The 22,680-nt window shown below is 68.3% G+C and carries 21 protein-coding genes; 17 read left to right on the top strand and 4 right to left on the bottom strand.

Annotated features, from left to right (window positions below):
• The 8 genes from BKA18_RS27835 to BKA18_RS27800 all read left to right on the top strand — a co-directional run bounded on the left by BKA18_RS27835 (position 1) and on the right by BKA18_RS27800 (position 11,142).
• Complete coding sequence (locus BKA18_RS27835; RefSeq protein WP_366046516.1) at positions 1-1,152, top strand: glycosyltransferase; 1,152 nt, start codon at positions 1-3, stop codon at positions 1,150-1,152.
• Positions 1,136-2,986, top strand: a complete 1,851-nt coding sequence (locus BKA18_RS27830) for a glycoside hydrolase family 15 protein (protein ID WP_366046515.1) — start codon at positions 1,136-1,138, stop codon at positions 2,984-2,986. The genes BKA18_RS27835 and BKA18_RS27830 overlap by 17 nt, the downstream gene beginning before the upstream one ends.
• 173 nt (positions 2,987-3,159) lie before the next feature.
• Complete coding sequence (locus tag BKA18_RS27825) at positions 3,160-3,999, top strand: hypothetical protein (protein WP_366046514.1); 840 nt, start codon at positions 3,160-3,162, stop codon at positions 3,997-3,999.
• Between the two features lie 178 nt (positions 4,000-4,177).
• Positions 4,178-5,608 (top strand): amino acid permease, encoded by a 1,431-nt coding sequence (locus BKA18_RS27820; protein WP_429638778.1) that lies wholly within the window; start codon positions 4,178-4,180, stop codon positions 5,606-5,608.
• Positions 5,608-7,026, top strand: a complete 1,419-nt coding sequence (locus tag BKA18_RS27815) for a glutamine synthetase family protein (RefSeq protein WP_366046513.1) — start codon at positions 5,608-5,610, stop codon at positions 7,024-7,026. Before BKA18_RS27820 ends, BKA18_RS27815 begins: the two co-directional genes overlap by 1 nt.
• Positions 7,027-7,980: 954 nt before the next feature.
• The gene (locus tag BKA18_RS27810) at positions 7,981-9,852 is read left to right on the top strand and encodes an ABC transporter ATP-binding protein (RefSeq protein WP_366046512.1); all 1,872 of its coding nucleotides are present in this window, start codon (positions 7,981-7,983) and stop codon (positions 9,850-9,852) included.
• A gap of 90 nt (positions 9,853-9,942) precedes the next feature.
• Entirely contained in the window at positions 9,943-10,146 is a 204-nt protein-coding gene (locus BKA18_RS27805) for a hypothetical protein (protein WP_366046511.1), read from the top strand.
• A gap of 741 nt (positions 10,147-10,887) precedes the next feature.
• Positions 10,888-11,142 carry a hypothetical protein gene (locus BKA18_RS27800; RefSeq protein ID WP_366046510.1) on the top strand — a complete coding sequence of 85 codons (255 nt, stop codon included), beginning with the start codon at positions 10,888-10,890 and terminating at the stop codon, positions 11,140-11,142.
• A 180-nt stretch (positions 11,143-11,322) separates the two neighbouring features.
• Here BKA18_RS27800 and BKA18_RS27795 read toward each other — a convergent pair whose 3' ends face one another.
• Positions 11,323-11,868 (bottom strand): hypothetical protein, encoded by a 546-nt coding sequence (locus BKA18_RS27795; RefSeq protein WP_366046509.1) that lies wholly within the window; start codon positions 11,866-11,868, stop codon positions 11,323-11,325.
• A 543-nt stretch (positions 11,869-12,411) separates the two neighbouring features.
• Positions 12,412-13,062, bottom strand: a complete 651-nt coding sequence (locus BKA18_RS27790) for an HAD-IA family hydrolase (RefSeq protein WP_366046508.1) — start codon at positions 13,060-13,062, stop codon at positions 12,412-12,414.
• Between the two features lie 398 nt (positions 13,063-13,460).
• On the opposite strand from BKA18_RS27790, the gene BKA18_RS27785 reads away from it, so the two are divergent.
• Complete coding sequence (locus BKA18_RS27785; RefSeq protein WP_366046507.1) at positions 13,461-14,030, top strand: hypothetical protein; 570 nt, start codon at positions 13,461-13,463, stop codon at positions 14,028-14,030.
• Between the two features lie 9 nt (positions 14,031-14,039).
• On the top strand, positions 14,040-15,293 hold the full coding sequence (locus BKA18_RS27780; RefSeq protein WP_366046506.1) for an MAB_1171c family putative transporter: 1,254 nt from the start codon (positions 14,040-14,042) through the stop codon (positions 15,291-15,293).
• Positions 15,294-15,513: 220 nt separating this feature from the next.
• On the opposite strand, the gene BKA18_RS27775 is transcribed toward BKA18_RS27780, so the two are convergent.
• Entirely contained in the window at positions 15,514-16,398 is an 885-nt protein-coding gene (locus tag BKA18_RS27775) for a helix-turn-helix domain-containing protein (protein ID WP_366046505.1), read from the bottom strand.
• A 628-nt stretch (positions 16,399-17,026) separates the two neighbouring features.
• Between BKA18_RS27775 and BKA18_RS27770 the strand changes: the two genes are divergently transcribed.
• The 7 genes from BKA18_RS27770 (at position 17,027) to BKA18_RS27740 (ending at position 22,113) form a co-directional block, all read left to right on the top strand.
• A complete protein-coding gene (locus BKA18_RS27770; RefSeq protein WP_366046504.1) occupies positions 17,027-17,911 on the top strand; it encodes a helix-turn-helix domain-containing protein in 885 nt (294 codons plus the stop codon).
• Between the two features lie 2 nt (positions 17,912-17,913).
• Entirely contained in the window at positions 17,914-18,633 is a 720-nt protein-coding gene (locus BKA18_RS27765) for a zinc finger domain-containing protein (protein ID WP_366046503.1), read from the top strand.
• A 156-nt stretch (positions 18,634-18,789) separates the two neighbouring features.
• A complete protein-coding gene (locus BKA18_RS27760; protein ID WP_366046502.1) occupies positions 18,790-19,431 on the top strand; it encodes a WhiB family transcriptional regulator in 642 nt (213 codons plus the stop codon).
• Positions 19,428-20,972: a hypothetical protein gene (locus BKA18_RS27755; protein WP_366046501.1), complete on the top strand. Its 1,545-nt coding sequence runs from the start codon at positions 19,428-19,430 to the stop codon at positions 20,970-20,972. The genes BKA18_RS27760 and BKA18_RS27755 overlap by 4 nt, the downstream gene beginning before the upstream one ends.
• Positions 20,969-21,160: a hypothetical protein gene (locus BKA18_RS27750; RefSeq protein WP_350254666.1), complete on the top strand. Its 192-nt coding sequence runs from the start codon at positions 20,969-20,971 to the stop codon at positions 21,158-21,160. The genes BKA18_RS27755 and BKA18_RS27750 overlap by 4 nt, the downstream gene beginning before the upstream one ends.
• A 90-nt stretch (positions 21,161-21,250) precedes the next feature.
• Positions 21,251-21,484 carry a hypothetical protein gene (locus BKA18_RS27745; protein WP_366046500.1) on the top strand — a complete coding sequence of 78 codons (234 nt, stop codon included), beginning with the start codon at positions 21,251-21,253 and terminating at the stop codon, positions 21,482-21,484.
• A gap of 203 nt (positions 21,485-21,687) precedes the next feature.
• Positions 21,688-22,113 (top strand): plasmid mobilization protein, encoded by a 426-nt coding sequence (locus tag BKA18_RS27740; RefSeq protein WP_366046499.1) that lies wholly within the window; start codon positions 21,688-21,690, stop codon positions 22,111-22,113.
• 9 nt (positions 22,114-22,122) lie between these two features.
• On the opposite strand, the gene BKA18_RS27735 is transcribed toward BKA18_RS27740, so the two are convergent.
• Positions 22,123-22,608, bottom strand: a complete 486-nt coding sequence (locus tag BKA18_RS27735) for a hypothetical protein (protein ID WP_366046498.1) — start codon at positions 22,606-22,608, stop codon at positions 22,123-22,125.
• Positions 22,609-22,680: the final 72 nt, after the last annotated feature.

The following is a 22,680-nucleotide window of genomic DNA, read 5'->3' as shown; positions in this document are numbered from 1 at the left end:
TTGGCCTGGCAGATGAACGCGGCCTCAGGCTCCGTGAAGGCCGCAGCAGCCCTGGCCGTCGGGTTGGCGGGTGCCGGACACCGGGCGGTGATCGTCACCGCGGCCCCGCCAATGCCCGCCCCCAGTCTTGAGGGCGTGGTCGTGGAGCAGATCGACTTGCCCGTCAGCCTGCCTTGCCCTCCAGACACGCTCCGGGAAGCAATCAGCGTCGGTGCGTGGGGACTTCAGCGTCAGCTGCGCTCGCTGATCGACCGGCACGACGCCGACACGGTGCTGTGCACCGACGCGCTGTGGGGCCTGGGCCGGCTGCGCATGAACCTCCCCGAGGGGGTGCGCCGGGTGCTGACGGTGGAACGACTGCCCGACGACCGCGACGCGATAGCTCTGACACGGGCCGATATCGTTCTGACCCCAACGGCGGCGGTCCTCGACGCGGCGCACCAACGTGGCTGGGACACCTCGACGTGGGGTGTGGTCCCTCACGCCCTCCTCCACGAACCGCCCGAACCGAATCCCGTCAGTGTGCTGGGCCGTCTGCAATCCGGGGACCTCCGGATTCTGAGCGCGGTCGGGGACGCCTCCAACGGCATTGTTGCCCTGCTGCGAGCGGCACGGCACCAGGGGACCACCGTCAGCTCCTGTGTGATGCGCGTGGCGGCAGCAACGCACTACCTGCAGTCAGGACCGGCCGGCATCGTCCTGGCGGAGACCTGTCGGCGCCAGGTGGATCTGGCGGCGCACATGAGCTGGTCCGGAGGGCTGCCGTGGCATGCCGTGCCCGCCTGGCTCTCGGGGGCCGCGATCGTGATCACGCCGTCCACCGGCTCACTGGGGATGGTGGCTGTTGAGGCCATGGCCGTGGGAGTCCCCGTCATCGGATACCGGAGCGGAAATCTGCCCTACCTCATCGGTCCAGCGCAGCGAGAACGGGCGTTGCTTGCCGAACCGCAACACGGGCCCCGCGCCTTGCTGAACCTCGCCCGCGCTCTCCTCGCGTCTCCCCGCGCCTACTGCGAGGCCGCGCAGGCCGCTTACGAACAATCCCGCCTGTTCACCAAAGGCCGTATCACCCAGCGGTTCCTTGCTGCCGTACCTGCCCGCGGAACGCTCCCGCACGACGATCGGACACCAACCCATGTCCATGCCCATTGAGGATTACGCGCTCATCGGCGATATGCAGACGGCCGCTCTGGTGCGCCGGGACGGCACGGTCGACTGGCTGTGCCTGCCCCGCTTCGACTCGCCGGCGGTCTTCACGGCGCTGCTGGGCACCGAGGAACACGGCTGCTGGTCCATCAGCCCGGCCCATGCTCCCGGCGCCAGCCCCCGACCTGTTGACCGCCGCCGCTACCGAGGCAACAGCTTGGTGTTGGAATCCGAGTGGGACACACCACATGGCACGGTCCGGGTGATCGACTTCATGCCGCCGCGCGACGGTGCACCCCAGGTAATCCGCATCGTGGAGGGGATCAGCGGGCGCGTCCCGATGCGCTCGCAGCTGCGGATGCGGTTCGCGTACGGCAAGGTCGTGCCTTGGGTCCACTCGGTCGACGGCCGGACCGTCGCGGTTGCCGGCCCCGACTCCGTGTGGCTGGACACCCCCGCGAGTGCGACCGCCCGTCACGGAACAGTGGTCTCCGAGTTCGCCGTTTCGCAGGGTGAGCGGATCGCGTTCACGATCAGCTGGCAGCCCTCGCACCACCAGCCGCCGGCCGTGGCGGACCCGGAGGGGACGCTGGAGGCCACCGAGGAGTTCTGGCGCGAGTGGGTCGAGCGCTGCACGTACCACGGTCCGTACCGCGATGCGGTGGTGCGCTCGCTGATCACGCTCAAGGCGCTGACGTACGCGCCGACCGGCGGGATCGTGGCGGCGCCGACGACCTCGCTGCCGGAGTGCATCGGCGGTGTCCGTAACTGGGACTATCGCTTCACCTGGCTCCGGGATGCTGCGATCACCCTTTCTTCGCTGCTGCGCACCGGCTACCGGGAGGAGGCGCGGGCCTGGCGGGAGTGGCTGCTGCGGGCGGTGGCCGGTGATCCGGAGAACCTCCAGATCATGTACGGCATCGCCGGGGAACGGGAGCTGGGCGAGAACGAGCTCAACTGGCTTCCCGGGTACGAGAACTCACGCCCGGTACGGGTCGGCAACGGCGCCGCCGGCCAGCTCCAGCTCGACGTCTACGGCGAGGTCGCCGAGGCCCTCCACGTCGCGTGCGCCTCCGGCCTGGCACCCGATGACCACGCGGTCAGCCTGCAGCTGAAGCTGATCCAGTGGGTGGAGAAACACTGGGACGAGCCAGACGAGGGCATCTGGGAGGTCCGCGGCCCACGCCGGCACTTCGTCCACTCCAAGGTCATGACCTGGGTCGCCGTCGACCGCACGGTCAAGCTGATCGAGTCCGGGGACGTCGACGAACCGCTGGAGCGTTGGAAGGACCTGCGCGAGACGATCCACCGGGACGTCTGCGAGAAGGGCTACGACAAGGAACGCAACACCTTCACCCAGTCCTACGGCTCCCAGGAGCTGGACGCCTCGCTGCTGCTGATCCCGCAGATGGGCTTCCTCCCGCCGGACGACAAGCGCGTCATCGGCACCATCGAGGCCATCCAGCGGGAGCTGGGCACCGAGGACGGCTTCGTCATGCGCTATCCGACGGCCGGCGAGGGCGAAGGGGTGGACGGCCTGCCCGGTGACGAGGGGGCCTTCCTGGCCTGCTCGTTCTGGCTCGCCGACGACCTGGCGATGATCGGCCGGGTGGACGAGGCCCGCCAGCTCTTCGAGAAGCTGCTCTCGCTCCGCAACGACCTGGGCCTGCTGGCGGAGGAGTGGGACCCCAAGGCCAAGCGCCAGGTGGGCAACTTCCCGCAGGCGTTCAGCCATATCGGCCTGATCGAGGCAGCACTCAGGATATCGGCCGGCGGGGCGCACGTCTCCGACGCAGCGATGAGATGCCGCGACGTCGCAAGCTGGCGCGAGGGGGGCTGATGTATCCCGTATATCACCCCGCGGGCAGCGATGATGACCTGCGAGTGGCCCTGGTAGAGCTGCAAGCCGGACGGTGGTCGGCCACGCGGAACCTGTTGTCCGCCACGAGGTCTCTGGCGCTGAGGACGTCACGGACTCAGGTCCTGGCGGTCACCGCTGCCGGGAGCGACGTGATGGATGTGTGGCTGGCCGAGGAACCGGACAGCTACGACGCCCAGGTCATGCGAGCCCGAGTCTTCGTGGAGCGCGCCCTTCGCGCCCACCGCCAACAACACCCCGCCGTATCCGAGTTCGAGACCCGTGGCCGACATGCAGCACAGATGGCCGCACACCGGGCTCCGCACGACCCGGTCCCGTGGGTGTGCCTGCTGGCCCTCGCGCAGATCGATGTACATCAACAGCGACCGGAGCACCGTGTGCCGTCGAGCGAGCCGATGCTGCCGCCGGGGCCGTGGCAGTTGCTGGGAGAGGTGCACCGGCGGGATCCGTTCAACCGGGAATCATTCCACCGGATCCTGCAGGTCCTGCTCTCCCGGGACGCCCCAGCATCCGGAGGGCTGGCTGCCGTCTTCGACTTCGGACGGTGGGTGGCATCGTGGGCGCCGCCCGGATCGCCCCTGCTCCTGCTACCGGCATACGCTCAAGTCGAGCAGTGCCGCCAGCAGATGCAGCACGGCAGGGTGCACCCGCTGTGGCGACGGCAGTGGGCTGAAGACCCACTGCGCTCCTACACCCTCAACGCCTTCCACCACTGGTTCAAGACCACGGACCCCTCTCTACGGTCTTTGACCGACCTGAGCCACCTTGCGTATGCGCTGTGGGCCGGTCACCAGTTCGTCGAAGCGGCCCAGGTGTTCACCTCCATGGAGCCCTACGCGACCCGCGAACCGTGGTCCTCGGTGGAGGACCAGCTCTCGGGAGACGACGCAGGTCAGGAGCTGATGCTGCGGGCCCGCCGGGAATCGCTGGCCTACGCACACAGGAAGGCGCCACGCGCCGGCTCTCGTCCGTGACACTGCCGGACAACTCCATATCCCTCGACACGCACGTTCAGCCCATTCGCCCCTTTCTTCACTTCCTGGAGGTTTCGTGTTCCGCTTAGGTCAGCACCGCCGGTCGGATCACTCCCGGCGCGCCCCGGACGACGCGTACTTGCGCGAACTGGGGTACGAGCCAGTACTCACCCGCCGGATGGGTCCGTTCGGCAACTTCGCAATCAGCTTCTCCGTCATCTCGGTGCTCTCCGGCTGCATGACGCTGTACGGCTTCGGTCTGACCACCGGTGGCCCGGCGGTGATGATGTGGGGCTGGATCGCCGTAGGCGTGATGGTGATGTTCGTCGGCGCCGGACTGGCCGAGGTCACCTCCGCCTACCCGACATCCGGGGCCCTGTACTACCAGGCAGAGAAGCTCGGCGGCCGCAAATGGGGCTGGTACACCGGCTGGCTGAACCTGCTCGGACTGCTCGGCGCGATCGCCGGCATCGACTACGGAGCCGCACTGTTCACCGGCGCCTGGCTGAACCTGCAATTCGGCTTCGAGCCCACTGCGGGCAAGACCATGGTCATTTACCTGATCATCCTCACCCTGCACGCCACGTTGAACCTCTTCGGTGTCCGCCTGGTCAGCATCCTCAACAGCATCAGTGTCTGGTGGCACCTGGCCGGCGTCACCGTGATCGTCGGCGTCCTGGCCATCGTCCCCGCCCACCACCAGGAACCCGGCTTCGTCTTCGGCGAGTTCGTCAACCACACCGGCTGGTCCAGCCCCGTGTACGTGACGCTGATCGGCCTGCTGCTCGCGCAGTACACCTTCAGCGGCTACGACGCCTCCGCGCACCTGTCGGAGGAGACCACCAACGCCCAAGTCAGCGCCTCCCGCGGCATCATGCGGGCCATCGGCTGGTCGTGGGCGGCCGGCTTCCTGCTGCTGGCCGGCCTGACGTTCGCCATCCAGGACTACGCCGCGACCCGCGCCACCGCGACCGGAGTTCCGCCTGCCCAGATCTTCCTGGACGCCCTGGGGGTGTCTGGCGCGAAGGCGCTACTGCTGATCGTCATCGTCGCCCAGCTGTTCTGCGGCAACGCCGAGACAGCCGCCGCCTCCCGGATGGTGTTCGCGTTCAGCCGGGACGGCGCGCTGCCAGGCTCGGGCCTGTGGCGGCGGGTGCACGCCCGCACCGGTACGCCCCGCCACGCGGTGTGGCTGACCGTCGGCGCCGCGGCCCTGCTCGCCGTGCCGAGCCTGTACAGCCCGACCGCGTACGCGGCGATCACCAGCATCAACGTCATCGGCATCACCCCCGCCTACGCCATCCCCATCTACCTGCGCATCAAGCACCGCCACCGGTTCCGGCCCGGACCGTGGAACCTGGGCCGGTGGGGCGTGACGGTTGGCACCGTCGCCGTGGCCTGGGTGGCGTTCGTCACCGTCCTGTTCTGCCTGCCCCAGACCAGCCCGATCTCCGTCGCCACCTTCAACTACGCACCCATCGCGTTGATCGCCGTGCTGTCGCTGGCCTGGCTGTGGTGGCGAGCCGCGGGCAAGCGCACCTACGACGTTCCCGCCCGCACCCTCGGCCTCGACCGCTCCTCCGACGGCTTCGACCAGGAGATCGTGTGATGTCCTCTGCCAACTCCGGCAACGGCTCCGATGCACCTCTCGCTACTCCTCCGGGACAGGGGCGCGCCGCGTCGGGCCATCTCACCCTCGAACAGCTGCACCACCTGATCGGCTCTGGACGGGTCGACACGGTGGTGCTGGCTGTCCCCGATCTGCAGGGCCGGCTGAAGGGCAAGCGCTACGGCGCGCGGCACTTCCTCGACCGCGTCGGCACGGGCGGGGCGGACTTGTGCGCCTACGTGCTGGCCACCGACGTCGACATGACCCCCGCGGACGGCTTCGCCCTGACCTCATGGGCCGCCGGCTATCAGGATCTGGCGGTCACCCCTGCCCTCACGACGCTCCGTCTCACGCCGTGGATGCCGAAGACTGCCCTGGTCCTCGGCGACGCCGTCGACCACGAGGGCAACCCCATCGAGGTGGCCCCGCGCCAGATGCTACGTCGGCAGCTGGACCGCCTGGCCCGCCATGGCTTGGACGTCAAGGCGGGCCTGGAATGCGAGTTCGTGGTCTACCAGGGAACCCCCGAAGAGGCCGCCGAGTGCGGCTACCAGGGCCTGCGGCCTCTGGCCATGGGGAACCTGGATTACGCCCTGGACCACCCGCCGGCCGCGGACCGGTTCTTCCGCCGTCTGCAAGCCGCCCTCGCGGGCGCCGGCCTTCCCGTCGAGGCGGTCAAAACGGAAAGCGCCCCCGGGCAGGTGGAGGTGACCTTCCCCTACGGCGAGGCACTCGCCGCCTGCGACGGGCACCTTGCGTTCAAGCACGCCGTCCGCGCCATCGGCGGCCGGTCAGGTCTCACCCCCACCTTCATGGCAGCCCCCACAACCCGCGTGGGCAACGGCCTGCACCTGCACATCTCGCTGTGGAAGAACGGCACCAACGCGATCAACGGCGCCGACGGCGCCCTGTCCGCACTCGCCCGGCACGCCGTCGCCGGACTGCTCGACGCTCTGCCGCAGATGGCGGTGCTGTACGCGCCGAACATCAACTCCTATAGGCGGTACGTCCCCGACTCCTTCGCGCCCACCACCGCTAGCTGGGGCTACGACAACCGCACGTGCGCCATCCGCGTCGTGGGCCACGGCGAAGGCCGGCACCTGGAGGTCCGCGTCCCTGGGGCGGATGCCAACCCCTACCTCGCGCTCGCCGCTGCTGTCGCCGCCATCAACCACGGAGTCGACAACGCGCTCACCCCAGGACCGCCAGAGACAGGCAACGCCTACCGGGAAGGAGGTCCCCCCCTCCCGAGCACGCTGAAGCAGGCACAGGTGGCCCTCCGCAATAGCGCCATCGTCCGCGACGCCCTCGGCCCCGACGTCGTCGAGCACTACGCCCACCTCGCCCAGCTGGAGATCTCCCACCACCAGCACATCGTCACCGACGCCGAACGCCACCGCTGGCTCACCCGCGCATGACCCCCAAGGAGGCTTCCGTGAAGAGCACCCCCGACATGGCGAGGTGACCACCCTGCGATGACGCACCACCCCAACTGCCCTGATTGCCTACACGCGGCACATATACACGGCCATACCCCGCCAGAGCCGCTAAAACCTGACCCGCCCATACGTGCCGCGACATTCATCCTCCTGTTCCTGGTCTTCATCGTGATCGCCAGTGGATGGATGGGCCTCATATGGCTCGTGACATAAGGACATCGGCCGGCCCTGATCAACTCATCGGGCACCGCCCCCTTCGACAGCTAGCCGTTGCGCAGGCACGGCTGAAGCCTGGCGGGCGCTTCATCCCGCTGGCCAGCTGATCCGTAGCAACCTCTCAGCGGAGCCAGAACGGCTCGCTGGTACGCGCGGATTGATCGCGCTCGCAACCCACGCCCGGACTGAGATCACACACCGTCAATTCCGTTGTCGCAATACCTCAAAGGACTGATTCGAGCTGTTCGAGCACCCGAAGCCGCACGCAGGCCAACGGCAGCACAGCCCAAGTCGGTGATGGGAACTCATGTTCAGTATTTGCCTCCGAAACACCCGTTACGGGGGTGCGATCGGGGCCGTTCTTAGAGCACCTGTACTCATCAGTGACCCTCCTGGAGGAACCATGCATCCCGTTGCCATCCCCGTCATGCCCCCTACCGATATCGAACATCGACAGCTGGCCCCCCATCTGTCCATGGGCTTCTTGAGACGCCTTGTTGACGCTGCCGCCCGCAGTGGCCACTCATCACGCCCGGATTCGAGGTGGGAGGCATGAGCGAACCCACCGATGCATCAGCCGACCGTGTCCCGGGGCCGCGCACCTCCCCTCAGCCGCCTCCGCCCGCCACTAAACCTGCCGGACCGCAGGACGGACATGACGTCCCCCCAGGAGCCAAGCCGGGCACCGCAGCAGAGGCGACCGAACCGGGTTCGCAGATGCGGTACGTGGACCTGACCGGCAGCCGTGAAGCGGCCGGCCGGTCGATCCGGATGAGCGACATGGCCAGGCGCCTGCCCCGGCTGGTGCGCCGGTCGTTGGCCCTCGCCTGGCGGGTCGACCGGGCAGCGACCGTCGGCCTCCTGCTGTGCCAGGGGCTCGCCGGTGTGATGCAGGCCCTGGGCCTGGTGGCGATCAGCGGGACCCTGACCGCGCTGCTGACCAACGGGGACGTCTACCACCGGCTCCTGCAGGCGTGGCCGTCGGTCGTCCTGCTCGCCAGCGCATCCGGCGTGCGAGCGCTCCTGGGGATCACCGTCAACTGGCTATCCTCCCGGCTGGGCCCGCTGATGTCGCGCGAAGCCGAGCAGATGCTGCTGACGGGCTGCGCAGAGGTGGAGCTGTGCGCCTACGACGAGCCCGACTTCAACCGCGACCGCGAGGCCGCCGACCGCGGAGCGCAGGTCACCGGGGACCTCATCGACGAGGGACAGGACCTGATCGCCTCGGCGGCCTCCTTCCTCGCTGGGGCCGTCGTACTGGCCGGGGTGCATTGGGTGCTCCTGCCGCTTTTGGTGGCAGCCAGCCTGCCGCAGGCCCTGGCCCAGGTCAGCGCCGCACGCGTGCGCTACCTGGCGAACCTCCGCAGCAACGGCGACAACCGCATGCTGTCGGTGCTGCGCTGGCACATCTACACCCGCGACGCCGCCGACCAGATCCGCGCCGGCACCATGGCCGGCTTCCTGTCCGGCCGGTACCGGCAGACGGTCGCCCGGATCAACCGCGAGGACCGGGCCGCAGCCGACAAGGGGGCGCGTATGTCCCTGGTCGGCGCGCTGTGCGGAGGGTTGGGCTCGGCCCTGGTGTGGGCGGCGGTCGTGTGGCTGCTGGCAACCAGCCGCATCAGCGTCGGATACGCCGGTACGGCCGTCTTCGCCTTGCAGACGGTGGGGCAGTCGGTCCGCGGCCTGGTGGCCATCGGGGCGCGGGCGGTGCGCACGGGTCTGTACATGGACGACTGGAGCGGATTCCTGGACAAGGCCGGTGGGTTCCGCATGCGCCGGGGCACGCACCGGCCCAAGCCGCCGCAGAAGATCGAGATCAAGGCGGTCTCCCACCGCTACGCGGGCAAGGACCAAGACGCGCTGTCCGACGTCTCGCTCACTCTGCACCGTGGCGAGGTCACCGCCCTGGTCGGTTTCAACGGCTCGGGTAAGTCGACGCTGTCGAAGCTGATCAGCGGCCTGTACCTGCCCACGGACGGCCAGGTGCTGTGGGACGGCACCCCTGCCGGCGACGCCGACCCGCAGGCGCTGTGGCAGCAGGTGGCCCTGGTGCCGCAGGACTACGCGCACTGGCCCCTGACCGTGCGCGAGAACGTCACCCTCGGGCAGCCCTCGCCGCGCGGCGATGCGGCCGTGCGTGAGGCGTGCGAGGCTGCCGGCGCCGACGAAGTCGTCGACAAGCTCGGTGCCGGGTTGGACACCCTCCTCGCCCGCGAGTGGCTCAACGGCGAGGAGCTGAGCGGTGGCCAGTGGCAACGCATCGCTCTCGCAAGGGCGTTCTTCAAAGAGGCGGGGCTGCTGGTCCTCGACGAGCCGACCGCGAACCTGGACCCGCGAGCGGAGTACCGGATCTTCCAGCGGCTGCGGGACCTGGCACGGGACCGGGTGGTGCTGCTGGTGACCCACCGCATCACCAACGTGGCCGTGGCCGACCGGATCGTGGTCCTCGACGAGGGCAGGGTCGTGCAGGAGGGCACCTACCAACAGCTCTCCCAGCAACCGGGCCTGTTCCAGCAATTGTTGTCCTACCAGGTCACCTCTGAGGAGCCCCAGTGTGACGGCGAGCACCGCGGGGCACGCACGTGAGGCGCCGCGGTGGGCCGGAGACCGAAAGCCGGGTGCAGCAGCCGAGCATGGGAGCCCGGGTGCCCCAGCCGGGCACCACGGTGGATCCGGATGCCGCGCGGGCACTGGATCGACGACAACGGCAAGCCCGACCCCTTCGGCCCCGGCCACATCGACTCCCCTCGCGTAACCCTCGCCGTCGCCTGCACGGCCCGCACACACACCACCCACGACGGCACGCTGGCCAAGAAGGCGTCGGACCACCTCCTGGTGACAGCAGATTTCGCGCTGGACGACATTGCCTTTGGCCGATGAGCAGCGCAGCCGTGCCCCCGCAAACTCGCGTCACGGATACCACCAGTCCACACACGAAAGGAACCGGCCTTGATACGTCTAGCGAACCTGAACACCTACAAGCTCCGCCTCGACCAGCGCGGCACCCCCGAGTGGAAGGCCCGGGTCACCACATTGGGGAGATCGACGCGGACATCCTCGGACTGCAGGAAATCCGTGTCGACGAGGAGAACGATCCCGACACGTGGAATGAGGAAGCTGCCGAGGCCATCCAGCTCCTCGCAGACGACTGCGGTCTCACTGCCACGGCGATCGACAACCGTGGCCGGGAACGCACCGCAATGGCCAACAACGCCCACCGCGGCTGGTACACAGCCCAGCTGTGGCGGCCCGGAACCGTCAGCTGCATCCGTGGCAGTTACCGCCCTTACGGTGCACCAGACTTCTGGCACGGGGTCACCACCGCCCCTCCGGTCCATTCAAGGGGCACCGCGGGTACGTACGCGACGTCGGCTGGTACTTCGACGATGACGCTGAATCCGTTGACGGGCCGGCCGGGTACGTGGTCGACCTCGACGACGTCGAGGGCACCGAACGCATCGACGCGGAGCAGGTGAAACCATGCTCGGACCTCAGCTGGCCGCGCCGCCCAGAAGGGACGCTCAAGGACGGCCCGCCCCCTGGATGGAATGCTCCGCACCCGCCGGCAAAAACCTGCGAGGAGGACCTCGCGGAGCTCCTGTCCCGGCCGTACCGCAGGAGGTGCGCCGCACCATCGCCGACGCCCACCATCACCTGGAGCTTGACTGGCAGGCCAGCCCCGGCCCACAGCGGTACACGTGGCGCGTGCTGCTGCACTGGTATCAGTTGACCGAGCGCTACGCGGACGACCAGCGCGCTCACCTGTACGAGGTCGTCGTCAAGCGGCATCTCAACGACCCCGAGCCAGCCCATCATCTCGCGCTGAACGAGGACGACTTGCCCGCCGTGATCGAACGCTGCATCTCCACAACCTGACCGCGATTCACGAAGACGCCATCGCGCGCCCAGCGCTGAAGCGAGGATAGGTTAGTCACAGGCTCCGAGGCCGCTCTTCACACCGTGCCCTTATGCCGGTGCCGCCCGCAGGGAGGGGCTGCGCGAGCCCGGGGACAATCACTCCCAACCCGGGCCCGCGCTACAAGACACCACCCGGGATCAGAGATGGAGGGCAAGGCCCGGAAGCGCCAAATGGCCGCCCCCCTCGCACCTGACCTCCGCTATCCCGAGGTCCGCTGGCGAGAGCACTCCGCGCAAACGCGCCTCCGCCACCGCCATCCAGGCCGCGGCTGCCGGCCCCTCGGCGCCGACGCCGCAGAAGTCTCGTTGCCACCAGCCCATGATCCGGTCGCGCCACCCCCTCCCGGCCATGACCTCGCTCGGGGTACCGCCGCGGACCGCCCGGTCGTCCACCAGCAACATCACGCCGTCGGTCTGCGAGCACAGGACCGAGAGTGTGCTGAACGTGCCCGCGTGATCCCCGCGGGGCACGATGTTGAAGCCTGCAACGTCCGGTCCGATCTGCGCCGGCAATTGCTCCCACCACGCACGCAGCAGCGCCTTCAGCGACTCCTCCAGCCAGTGCCAATCCGGCGCTGTCGGCACAGCTGGAAGGGCGGGTAGCGCAGCATCGGCCCTTCCATGCGGACTAAGCCGCCACAGGTACGGCAGTTGACGGAAGTACGACGCCGGATCGAGCTGCACACACTCGAACACAGCCCTGTCCATACCTTCGAGCTCTGCTGTGCGTCGAACCGACAGCTGCAGCCCTTCAGCACCTCGGGCCAGCATCACAGTTCGGTGCTCGTCGCGCCAGCGTACGACGGGGCCTGCCGTTGATCCGCCGTACCACGTCGGCTGACCTATTCGATCAACGATTGCGGCCAGCGCCTCAGCTGTGACCGCCCGTCGAGCCTCAGGGCGCTCGCCGTACATACACAACGTCACTGGACCACGTTGGAGGTCACTTTCCACCGGAGCGGTGTAGAACCTTTCCGCCAGGTTCCCCAGACCTCCGTCTACCGATCCAACGGATTCCGACATATATCCACTTTGACTCGAAGGCATGATTCCGCAAACTGGGCACGTTTCGTGACCGTTATCAATGGCATGCGTAGTTAGCGACCACGTCTTTACTGCGGCGAATCAGCCGGAGGCCCGGGCGACCGAGAGTCACTCGCCACCATGTAGTTCTCAGGCCCAGTCAGCACATCCAGCCGCCGCGACAGGGAGGGCGTGCCCGACGCATCAGACGGCGATGGTCAGTTCCACTCCAGCATCAGTGGCGCAGGTGGTGACAGCTGACAGGTCGGATATCACCACGTCGGCATCAAGGGCGCTGGCGTCATGGGTCGTGGTGATAGCGACGGTGACCATCCCCGCCGCACGCGCAGACGCAAGCCCCGCCGGGGCATCTTCGAATGCTACGCAGCGCTGGGGATCGACGCCCAACCGCTCCGCCGCGACAAGGAAGGGCTCCGGGTCGGGCTTGTGGTGGGTGATGTCATCCACCGTGATGACGTGAGTCGCGCGCACCCCCGCGGCAGCCAGTCGCGCGTCCGCGACCCGGCGCGTGCCGGAGGTAACCACGGCCCAGCGGTCTACCGGCAACGACGCCAACAGCTCCTGCGAGCCTGGGATGGAGACAACCCCTCCTGCGATGGCGTCGTCGACCTCTGCTTGTTCGAGGAGAGCCAGTGCCGGAGCGACCTCGTCGGCCGGCAGGAGGTCGGCCACGATGGCTGCGGCGGGCCTGCCATGCGGTTGGACCTCCATGATCTCCGCGATTGTGAGGCCATGAGCGTCCGCCCATTGCGACCAGCACCGGAAAACCGACTTTATGGACGAAATGATCGTTTCGTCACTGTCGAACAGTAGGGCATCGGCCGAAAACTTCATGTTGGTGGACGATACCGCGCCACTCACTCCACCTCCGACGTGAAGATCTAGCCCAATAACGTGCATCCTAGATCAGGCTTTAGGGCGACAAATACCCGATTTGGGCAAGTAGATGGCCCCTGAATCGAGTGAGGCGTAGCGCACATTTCCAGCCACTCGAAGGAGCCCTGGGCGGGCCACGAACTCACCAACTCCCCCCACACAAATGGCGGTCGGGGCTACAGGCGGCGCGCGGCTCGATGAGAGATCACAGCGAGCACGTTCACTCGCGTGATCTATGCTCATCCCCACATCCCGAGGCGGAACTAGGTCTTCCGCTTTTGTTTTCAAGGTGTTACATGGGCTTGACCATGGAAGCTGTCGGGATCTGACGCTCAAGTCCATCGAAAGGTGTAGTGATGGGGCTCTCGCGCCTAGCTGGCGAGATGCGCCTGCTGCGCAAGCGTTGCGAACGCCAGCTGGCCGACCTCCCCATCCCATCCCCTTTCAGCCTCAGGGGACTCGTCGCCGAGATCGAGACGGCACGCGGATGCCAAATCCACCTCGTGCCCGTGGCGGATGCGCACGGAGACATGCGGACGGCTTGCGGTCTCCGCGTCACCGTAGAGCGCTTGAATTCGACATTTATCCTCTACCGGTCGCGCCCCACGCCAAATCAGACTGAACACGTCATCATCCACGAACTGGCCCACTTGTGGTTTGGTCACGGGAAATCCCTTTCACGTGACGAGGAAGAGCAACTCCTGCCCCCGCTTTTCCAAATCTTCCTCTCCGACGTCCGAGATGAGAATCCGGTAGTCCAGGCGCGAGCACACTACGAAAGCCACGAGGAGCGCCAGGCCGAATTCTCCGCCTCCCTCATCAAGCGCCTCGCGCGCAAGCAAGCAACACTCGGGACCGATCTCATCAGCGTGATGGAAGCAAGCCTCACGCATCCGCTGGCACCGCCGCGCGGGCGCCTGCCGTAAGGGCCTTCCTTGGAATATCTGATTCTCGCCGTTTCCGTAGCGATGACCACCGTAGCGATATGGCGTCTGCCAGGCGCCCTCCGATACGGGGACCCCCTCCGTCGCACGCTGTGGGGCTGCAGTGCTGGATTCGCTGTCTCGCTGTGGACTCGCTTCCCCCCAATCAGGGAAGCACTGGGGCTGCTTGGCGTGGTCGACCTCGACGCCTTGGTGAAATATCTGGTCTCCATTGCAGCTTGCCTGTCACTGCTCAACTACTCCGTCACCAGTTACTTTCTCGCCGGAGACGACGCCCCGACACACATCGCCATCTCGCGGAAGGTTGCCCGGGTCGCGAGGCGATCGATCCTCGCCGTCGTTCCAACGATGCTATTGCTGTTCTTCTTCGCCATTGACCGTAGGCAGCCCAGCCTGGATTTCGCTGCCGATCACGCCGGCGAATGGGGGGCGGCGTCCTTCATGACCTGCTACTACCTCTACCTGGGGGCATCCGCCTGGACCGTCGCCTACCAGTGGACGCACGTCGCCTTCCGGGCTGAGACAGTGGTCTTCCGCCTCGGACTGGCCCTTGGCGCCGCCTCGACCTGGCTCTACACCCTGTACGCAGTAGTACGCCTGACGTACATGTGGATTGCGATGCTCATACCCACCCCCGCGAGCGTCGACCACACCGTCGAGAACCTGGGAAACGCGTTCAACGTACTGGCCGCGACTCTGTTCGCTACTGGGGCGAGCCTTCCTACCACCAACGTAGTGGCTGACCGCCTCAGAACCTGGCGGTCATTGTGGTCCCTGCACACCCTTCGACGTGAGCTGACCGAAACCTTTCCCGATATCACTTTCCAGCCGGCTGGTACCCGCCTCCGGGAAATGACTCGACTAGCTCCCCCTCTGGACGTCCGGCTGGACGGATGGATCCAGGAAATCGGCGACGCCGTCAATCGTCTACGGCACCACGCAGCGCCCGACCTGTGGCCCGCCGCCGCAGAGGCAGCCTTCAGCCACTCCGACCCGGATCCGGCCGCCGAGGCTCACTGGATCAAAGCCGCGCTTGCCTCTGCCACCCGCGGCTGCCGCTCCACGGCGCCGGCCGAGCCCCTGCCGGAGAAACCGTTCGGCACTGCCAACGGCGAGGCTGCCTGGCTGCGTCGAGTGCAGGCCGTCTACGCCAGAATCCGCCCGCAGGAGACGGAGGAGCTGCTTGCCGAGGCTGGCGTGCCCTGCTGGCACCAGCAGGACACGTGTGAGGCGCACTCAGCCTGAACAGCACCGGAAAGCCGAGCTGCGACGGCCATCTGGCCAGGACTCGATCGGGCGGCGGTGGCCACCAGGACCGGCGATCAGCCGAGGCCATCACAGGCCGGGGCGAGCGGTCTCTTCGCTTTGGGGGCCGAAGGCCAGGCTGCGGCGCCCCCTTGTTCGGGCGCCTACGGCGTGCCGGAGGGCTCAGTCACTGCTGGAGTCGCCCGACGCGAGCTGAACGCTAGCCCTCTTCGGGGCGGGGTGCGCTCTCGTGACGCACAAGGACCTCGCTGAGCGTCGCCAGCATGGCAGCCGAGACTCCCTCGCTGGCGCCGCGGGCAGCCACGCTTACGCCTTCGCTGCGCATGAGGCTCAGGAACTCCAGCCGGTCCAGGATCTGCCGCTCGACCTCTTCCCCGTCCGCGAAAAACCACGGCTGGACGCCGAAGGCCGCCCCCAGCCCCGCGAAAAGGCTGTCGGGGGGCAGACTGGCCTGCACTTCTGCGGACTCTTGGCTGTCCGTCCGCAGCGCCTCGATACCCGCGGCGTCAACGGCAGGGAAGCCTGCTGCGGTGTTGACTGCGTCCGCGATTTCCGCGTCTGAGAGCGGCTTCCGCTGAAGGAAGCTGGTGATCTTCTCACCGAGGGTCTGAGGCAGCCGATCTTCTGGCTTGGGGGCGCCTGATTTGCCGAAGGATCTCTCCTGCGCTTCCTCCAACGCTTCGCGGCTCACCTGGTAGAGGTCGGCAAGGGGCTGGACATAGTCGTCGTTGAGCGGACGGGTCCCTGCTTCCGCGTTGCTCAGAGGAAGACGGCTGATGCCAAGGGCTCGCGCGGCCTCTGCCTGGGTGTGTCCGGAGTCGCAGCGCAGATCCTTTAGATCCGGTGGCCCGAGTCGTGGGAAGAGCACATCGAGGTCATGCCCCAGTGCCTCGGCAAGGGCCGGCAGGCGCTCGGGGGAGGGGGCGCTGTCACACCGTTCCCAGTCACCGATCGAATCCTTGCTCAGGCTGAGCATGCGCCCCAGTTCGTTTCGCTGGAGTTTCGCGGCTCGCCGTGCGGCCAGGACGCGCCGACCATCGAATTGGCGAACCGGCACTGCACTCTCCTTCTGGATCGCGGCCATCGACGGGGACAGTCTATCCGCGCTTGATGCACAGACTCACCTAGCGTAGGTTTTGTGCATCACGGCAGGTGAGGGGCTGCTTCGGCATCCGTCTTGACGTTTTTCGCCTCAGCCTACTGGCTGATCGCGCCCGCCGACCGGACCGAGCCCATCGAGCATGAACGGAAGAACGCGTTGCATTCCGCTCCTCACGCTCTGCAACTAGTACAGAGATTAAGAACCAACTCTGGATCTTGACACGGTCCCGTGCGTATGTTCGTCATCCCCGGGCGCCCCGCCCGGCAGCACGAATGCGAGGAGCACGGCAGGTACCGACAGACGTCGCAGGTCCGCATACAGCGGCGGCGCCCGAGAGCGGGAACTCCCGGACGCCGAACGCTTAACGGCATAACCCGCCCCGGCAAGGGCGGAGATTGCCCATCATCACCACGCTGATCCCATTCCACCGGGCGCGTCAGCGTGGCAACACGCAAGGGGATTGTTGCATGCCTCCTGCCCAGCGCAAAGGGCCATCCCACCTGGCCTGCGCGGCAGAAACCTTCATCTCGGCGCCACTTTGCTACGCGCCGGAGCACCCCAGCACGGCCTCGGCGAACCGTCGGCCCCGCCCCATGAGCGGGAGCGGCCGATGAGCAGCGACGCCCGCGAGTGGGTGTGGGAGAACAGCTCCAGCAAGGGAGCTGGGCGCCTGATCCTGCTGTCGCTCGCCGACCGAGTGACCGACGAGCAGTGCATCGCCTGGGCCTCCCTGACCAGCCTGGAGAAGCGCACAAACGCCTCACGGTCCACCGTGCGCGAAGCCCTCGACCGTCTGCTCGCCAGCGGTGAACTGGAGCAGCTGGACGACCTGGTCGGCCCGCAGCGCAGCACGGTATACCGCCTGCCCCTCGCCGCGAAGGCCGTGGCCCAGGCCATGAGGGAGCAGGGCGGCGACAACTCGTCGCCGGACGAGTCCGAGGCTGGCCTGGCGCTCCGAATATCGGCTCTGCGGCGGTACGGAATCCGCCCCCGCGAGGTACCGGATCCCCCCGGCACGGTCCGGAATCCGGCAGGTCCGGAATCCGGTACCTCGCGACGGAAACCGGCACAGCGACGTGCCGGAAACCGGCACGGCGGTGTGCCGGAAACCGGTCCCCAGAACCGTAGTGAACCGAAGGTGAACCGTAGGTACAGCAGTAGTGGTACCGCCGTCACCCCGGCCAGCGAGTGGCAGGTCGACCCAGACACCCACACCTGGGCTCGCCAGCAAGGACACCTCGACCGCCTCGGTCAAGAGGGCCTCGCCGCCGCCGACGCGAAGTGGCGTGCCTACCGCGCCGACTTCAAGCCCCGGTCGGCGGGAGCTTGGGCTGCCGACTGGCGGTCCTGGATCGCCAGAGAGCACGCCCCCGGCCGCCCGAACCTCTACGCCGTGCCCGGCAACGGCTCCGGCAAGCCGAGCGGGATGACCCGCGCCGAAGCCCACACCGCAGCCCTGCTCGCTGCCCTCGACGAGCCGACCGGAACGGAGTAGCCATGGACCGCCGCGAAATCGCCGCCCTGCTCGCCTACATCGGCCGACTCGACCCCCGCACCACCCGCACAGACCAGGCCGAGGCCCGCGACCAGATCGCCACGTGGCACGAGCTGCTTGGCGACGTGCCGATGACCACGCCGCACGGCTGGGACGCCCGCGCCGCCGCCCGGCAGCACATTCGGGTCTCGCCCTACCAGGTCCTGCCTGCCGACATCGCCCGCCCGTGGGAGAGCTACCGGCGGGACCGGCTGGTCCGGCACACCGACCCGACTCCGTCGGCTGACCCTGACGACCAGGCGGCCTGGACCGCAGAGTTGGTGGCCACCCGGCGCGCGGTGGCGGCCGGCAGCGCTCAGCCCGCGCAGTACCGGGCGATCACCAGCGGCCGGATGGACCCCGAGCTGGAGGCGCGGCTGGAGGCGCGGCTGGAGGCGATCGGCTCCTGCATACCGCGGGAGGTCCGAGTCGCCCTCGCGCCCTACCGGCCCGCTCGTGCGGCGCGCGAGGCGGCTGTCGCCCAGGGCCAGCCCGATGCCCTCTGCGTCAGGTGCGAGTGGTGCCAGGCCCAGATCGGCGAGCCATGCCGCCGCCGCCGGGTCGCCCCCGACGGCGGCGCACGCGGAACCGCCCCACGAGTCACCCCCCACCCTGGTCGCCTCGACCTCGCCGCCGCCCGGCAGGCCCAGGAGACCGAGCAGGTCCAGCCCGCCCTGGCCTGACCGACCGCCCCGTCGGTGCACCCCATCTGGTGCCCCGACGCGGCACCACCATCACCCGGCTGCGGCGCCCGCCCTGCGCCGCAGCCGGCCCTCGACACCGCGTCCACCCGCCACCGGCCCCCGACCGGCCGACGCGGCAGCACATCGGAGCCCCCCTTGCGCCACATCACCACCCACGACGCGCCGGCCACCGGCCTGCGCAGCATTAGCGACACCAGCTGGCACACCCGCGGAGCGTGCCACGGCATGGACGTCGAGGACGCAGACGCCGTGTTCTTCCCGCTCCCCCGGGACCACGAAGCCATCGCCGAGGCGAAGGAGCTGTGCGGCTGGTGCCCGGTTCGCCGCGACTGCCTCAACTACGCCTTGGAGAACGACCTCAAGGAGGGCGTCTGGGGCGGGTTGACCGAAGCCGAGCGGCGCCCCTGGCATGACGGACTGCCTCAACGCCTCGACTACAGCCGTGTGATCGCGTTCTTCAACGGACGCGACGTGCACCTGACCGAGTCCGAGCGCCAGATCGTCATCAACCACGCCTACGTCCGGGGCTGGCACACCGACCGGCTCGCCGCCGCCCTGCAGATCGGCCACAAGCACGCCCGTGACCTACTGCGGCAAGCAGCCCTCAAGGTCTTCGACCGCGACCGGACCCTCGGCGTGCCCCGCCGCAAGAAGAAGCGGACGCAGAACCCCCGGGCGACCAGGCGGCCCACGCCCACCAAACCCGACACGAAGCAGCCCGTGTCCGGCCCAGTGACCTCGCCCTCGACGGGCGCCCCTCTCGGAAAGGCCGCATGACCCTGACCCACCTGAGCCTCGGTGTCGCCCCAGCCCCATCCCTCCTCCTCGCCATCGGCATTCCCGTCGCCGCCCTCGCCCTGGCCCTGACCGGCTGGGCAGCCCGCCGCCGGAAAGCGCGTACGCCGAATCGTCTCGGCAGCCCGGCAGTCAAGGTCGCAGCTCTCGCTGCGGTCGGATGCACCGCTTACTCTGCCGACACAAGCTGGCGGTTCGCCGCCGACTTCTTGGACATGGCCGGCGTCGGCGAGCGGATCGGCATGTTCGCGGCAGCCGAACTCGCACTGTTCGCCACCGCGCTGATGGCCCGGCAGAATCTGGCGGTCCAGGGGGCACCCGGGCTGCCCGGGACGCTGGTCTGGGTCATCACCGGCGTGCAGGTGGTCCCTGCCTATGCCGAGAGCGGCCCCATCGGCGGTACGGTTCGCGCCTTCGTCGGCCCGTTCATGGCGGCGATGCTCTGGCATCAGGCGATGGGGATCGAACTGCGTCTGCGCACCCCAGGCGCCGCCTCCCACGGCCTGCTCGCCGTCCTGGGGCGGGAGGCACGCGAACGGCTGCTGTCCCGCCTTGGCATCGCCGCGCGAGATCGCGACGCTGCGCAGATCACCGCAGACCGCGCCACGGCACGCGCCGTCGCCCTCGTCGTCCGCCTCGCCGAACGCACCCCCAAGCAGCAGCAAGGCTGGCGAGGCCGAGGACTCACGCGGCGGCTGTCGAAGGCAATCGGACGGTCAGGAGTCGGCACCGACCCCCGCCAGCGCGCTGAGCTGCTCGACCAGCTCGCCGCCCGCCGGCACGCACTCGCGCTCGCCACGGTCCCGCTGCCCTCCCCCTGGTCCCCGCTCCACGACCAAAAGCCCGCCGTCGCGGTCCCCTCACCGAAGGTCCAGCTCACCACGGTCCCCACCGGCAGCCCGCCCAGTGACACCGTATCGATCGGTGGCCGGGGACCACGCGCGGACCGTGCCCACCGGGGACCGGGGACCGGGGACCAGATCGGGACCGGGGACCACGCCGGGACCGCGCCCACCGGGGACCGGGGACCGGAGACCAACACCGGGACCGGGGACCAGATCGGGACCGGGGACCACGCCGGGACCGCGCCCACCGGGGACCGGGGACCGGAGACCAACACCGGGACCGGGGACCAGATCGGGACCGGGGACCACGCCGGGACCGCGCCCACCGGGGACCGGGGACCGGAGACCAACACCGGGACCGGGGACCAGGGACACAAGGTGCCCCTCCGGCGGAAGCCGACCCCCAAGACCACAACCCGTGGTAGCCGGTCCCGCAGTCCGCAGACGCAGCGTCCCCCGCGCGGGCCGGAGCAAACGGTGGAGCAACTCGTCCAGCAGCTTCGCCCCCACGTCCCGCCCCTGCTCAACCGGGACGGCAACGAGACCGTAACCCGGGTCCAGCTGCGGGAAATCCTCCGGCGCGAGGGCCTCGTAGGCGGCCGGAATGACCGCCTGAGCCTCGTCCTGCAGCAACTGCGCAGCGAGACGAGCACGACGACAAGGAGCACCACCCGATGAAGACCTGCCCCCAATTCGCTGCCCTCCGCGCTGAGTACGAGCGGGAGATCGGATTCCTGACCGCTCACTCAAAGCGCCATGCCGGACGGCCGGCGGCCAAGTCCAGTGCGAAGCACGCCGCATCGACGAAGGCGCGGATGGCACGGGCTCTCAGCGGCCACGTCGGGCGCTGCCCCGAGTGCGGCTGAAACCACAAAGCAGCAGCTCAAAGTCCTGACCCGCCGAGGGTGGCCCGGCTCCACGCCGGGCCACCGCCCCTTTCCACGAAGGAGATCGCCATGACACACGCAACCGCTCCCGAACAGTTCGAAGACCGCTTGGTCTGGGCATTCCTGCACACCTTCCTGCGGTACGGACTGAGCCATTCGGCAGTCGACGGCCCCGAAGGACAGTGGTTCGTCCGGATCGGCCCCGATCACCAGATCCATCACCTGACCGACACGGAGGATGCTTTCGACTTCGTCCTCGAAATCCTGGAGATCATCGACGGCGCACAGGGCGGTGAGCAGTGACGAACCCGAACCGGTCCCCCTCCACCCCGGATCCGTCTCGTGATCTCAACTCGGTCTCGGGGCGAGCAAGTTATCGGCCAAGCTACTCTTCCCCGTCGGGGAAGGCAGCTTGGCCATCTCCCGCCCCAGGGGTGGCGGGAGCGGTCCGGCACCGGGGGGCGCTGGACCGTCAGGCGGCGACCGAGGGCGGATCGCAGCCGGGGGTGGAGGAGACACCACGAAGCCCCGCGAGCGCCACTCCAGCATCCACCACGCGTAAGCGCTCCCCCCAGAAGAACAAGCGCGCACGCATCTGCAACATCCGTCTCAACGACAACGAGTGGAGTCGGCTGACCACCGCAGCCCGTACGTCACGCAAGAGCCTGCCCGCCTTCCTCGTGCGCGCCGGTCTCGCTGCCGCCGAGGACTCCGAGAACACCGCTGCGGTCATCGCAGATCACCGAGACCTGATAGCCGAGCTGTTCGCCGCACGCCGTCATCTCGGCCAGGTCGGCAACAACTTGAACCAAGTCGCCCGTGCCATCAATAGCGGTGGACAGCCTGCGGAACTCGACGCCGTCGTTTCGGCCGTTCGGCGGGCGGTCGCCCGCGTGCAGGCAGTCACCGACCGGATGCTTGCACAGGATTGATCAAGCGCCTCATGCAGACCATGAGGCGTTGCCGGCCAGCAGGCCGCAGACGTCGCGTCGGACCGCTTCCTGGAAGCGGTCGCGCAGCGTTCCGACCTCGTCCTTGAGGGCGAGGAGCCCTGGAGTGTCCCGTGGGTCGGCAGTCGCGACGTAGTCGCGGGCACGTCGTAGAGCCCGAAAGATCTCGTCGGCCGCCCGAACGACGTCGAGCGGAGCCAGGACGTGGATCCGCTGCCGTGTGCCCCCGAGGTTGAAGCCGGCGAACGCCGCGTCGGCAGACGTCTCGCGTTCCTCGGCCGCCGTGGTCCGCAGCACGCGCAGGAGGTCCCTCCCCGTTTCCTCCATCGCTACCAGGTACTCGGCGTACAGCTCCGTACGTAGCTCCAGCAGGCGCGTGACCGCCTCCCGGCGCCACCGGCGACGATCCGCCATCGCCGTCGCGCCGGCCCCAAGCAGGACTCCCAGCAGTGCGACTAGCGGCGACATCCAGCTCATGCGTCGGGTTTTCCCGCCGCCGGCACGTGGAACGCCTCCTTCCCGCTGGCCATCCCAGTTGATCAATCGGTT

Origin of the sequence: Streptomyces auratus, from assembly GCF_050433025.1 — a bacterium.
In the GTDB taxonomy this organism is placed as follows: Bacteria; Actinomycetota; Actinomycetes; order Streptomycetales; family Streptomycetaceae; genus Streptomyces; species Streptomyces sioyaensis.
The sequence above is the reverse complement of the archived record's forward strand: the minus strand, read 5'-3'. Positions and strand labels throughout refer to the sequence as shown.

Coding starts and splice junctions, on each gene's coding strand:
- BKA18_RS27765 (WP_366046503.1), top strand. CDS start 17,914: ATGGACCGCCGCGAAATCGCCGCCCTGCTCGCCTACATCGGCCGACTC.
- BKA18_RS27755 (WP_366046501.1), top strand. CDS start 19,428: ATGACCCTGACCCACCTGAGCCTCGGTGTCGCCCCAGCCCCATCCCTC.
- BKA18_RS27830 (WP_366046515.1), top strand. CDS start 1,136: ATGTCCATGCCCATTGAGGATTACGCGCTCATCGGCGATATGCAGACG.
- BKA18_RS27750 (WP_350254666.1), top strand. CDS start 20,969: ATGAAGACCTGCCCCCAATTCGCTGCCCTCCGCGCTGAGTACGAGCGG.
- BKA18_RS27825 (WP_366046514.1), top strand. CDS start 3,160: ATGGATGTGTGGCTGGCCGAGGAACCGGACAGCTACGACGCCCAGGTC.
- BKA18_RS27735 (WP_366046498.1), bottom strand. CDS start 22,608: ATGAGCTGGATGTCGCCGCTAGTCGCACTGCTGGGAGTCCTGCTTGGG.
- BKA18_RS27745 (WP_366046500.1), top strand. CDS start 21,251: ATGACACACGCAACCGCTCCCGAACAGTTCGAAGACCGCTTGGTCTGG.
- BKA18_RS27775 (WP_366046505.1), bottom strand. CDS start 16,398: ATGGCCGCGATCCAGAAGGAGAGTGCAGTGCCGGTTCGCCAATTCGAT.
- BKA18_RS27790 (WP_366046508.1), bottom strand. CDS start 13,062: ATGAAGTTTTCGGCCGATGCCCTACTGTTCGACAGTGACGAAACGATC.
- BKA18_RS27815 (WP_366046513.1), top strand. CDS start 5,608: ATGTCCTCTGCCAACTCCGGCAACGGCTCCGATGCACCTCTCGCTACT.
- BKA18_RS27810 (WP_366046512.1), top strand. CDS start 7,981: ATGCGGTACGTGGACCTGACCGGCAGCCGTGAAGCGGCCGGCCGGTCG.
- BKA18_RS27805 (WP_366046511.1), top strand. CDS start 9,943: ATGCCGCGCGGGCACTGGATCGACGACAACGGCAAGCCCGACCCCTTC.
- BKA18_RS27785 (WP_366046507.1), top strand. CDS start 13,461: ATGGGGCTCTCGCGCCTAGCTGGCGAGATGCGCCTGCTGCGCAAGCGT.
- BKA18_RS27820 (WP_429638778.1), top strand. CDS start 4,178: ATGGGTCCGTTCGGCAACTTCGCAATCAGCTTCTCCGTCATCTCGGTG.
- BKA18_RS27770 (WP_366046504.1), top strand. CDS start 17,027: ATGAGCAGCGACGCCCGCGAGTGGGTGTGGGAGAACAGCTCCAGCAAG.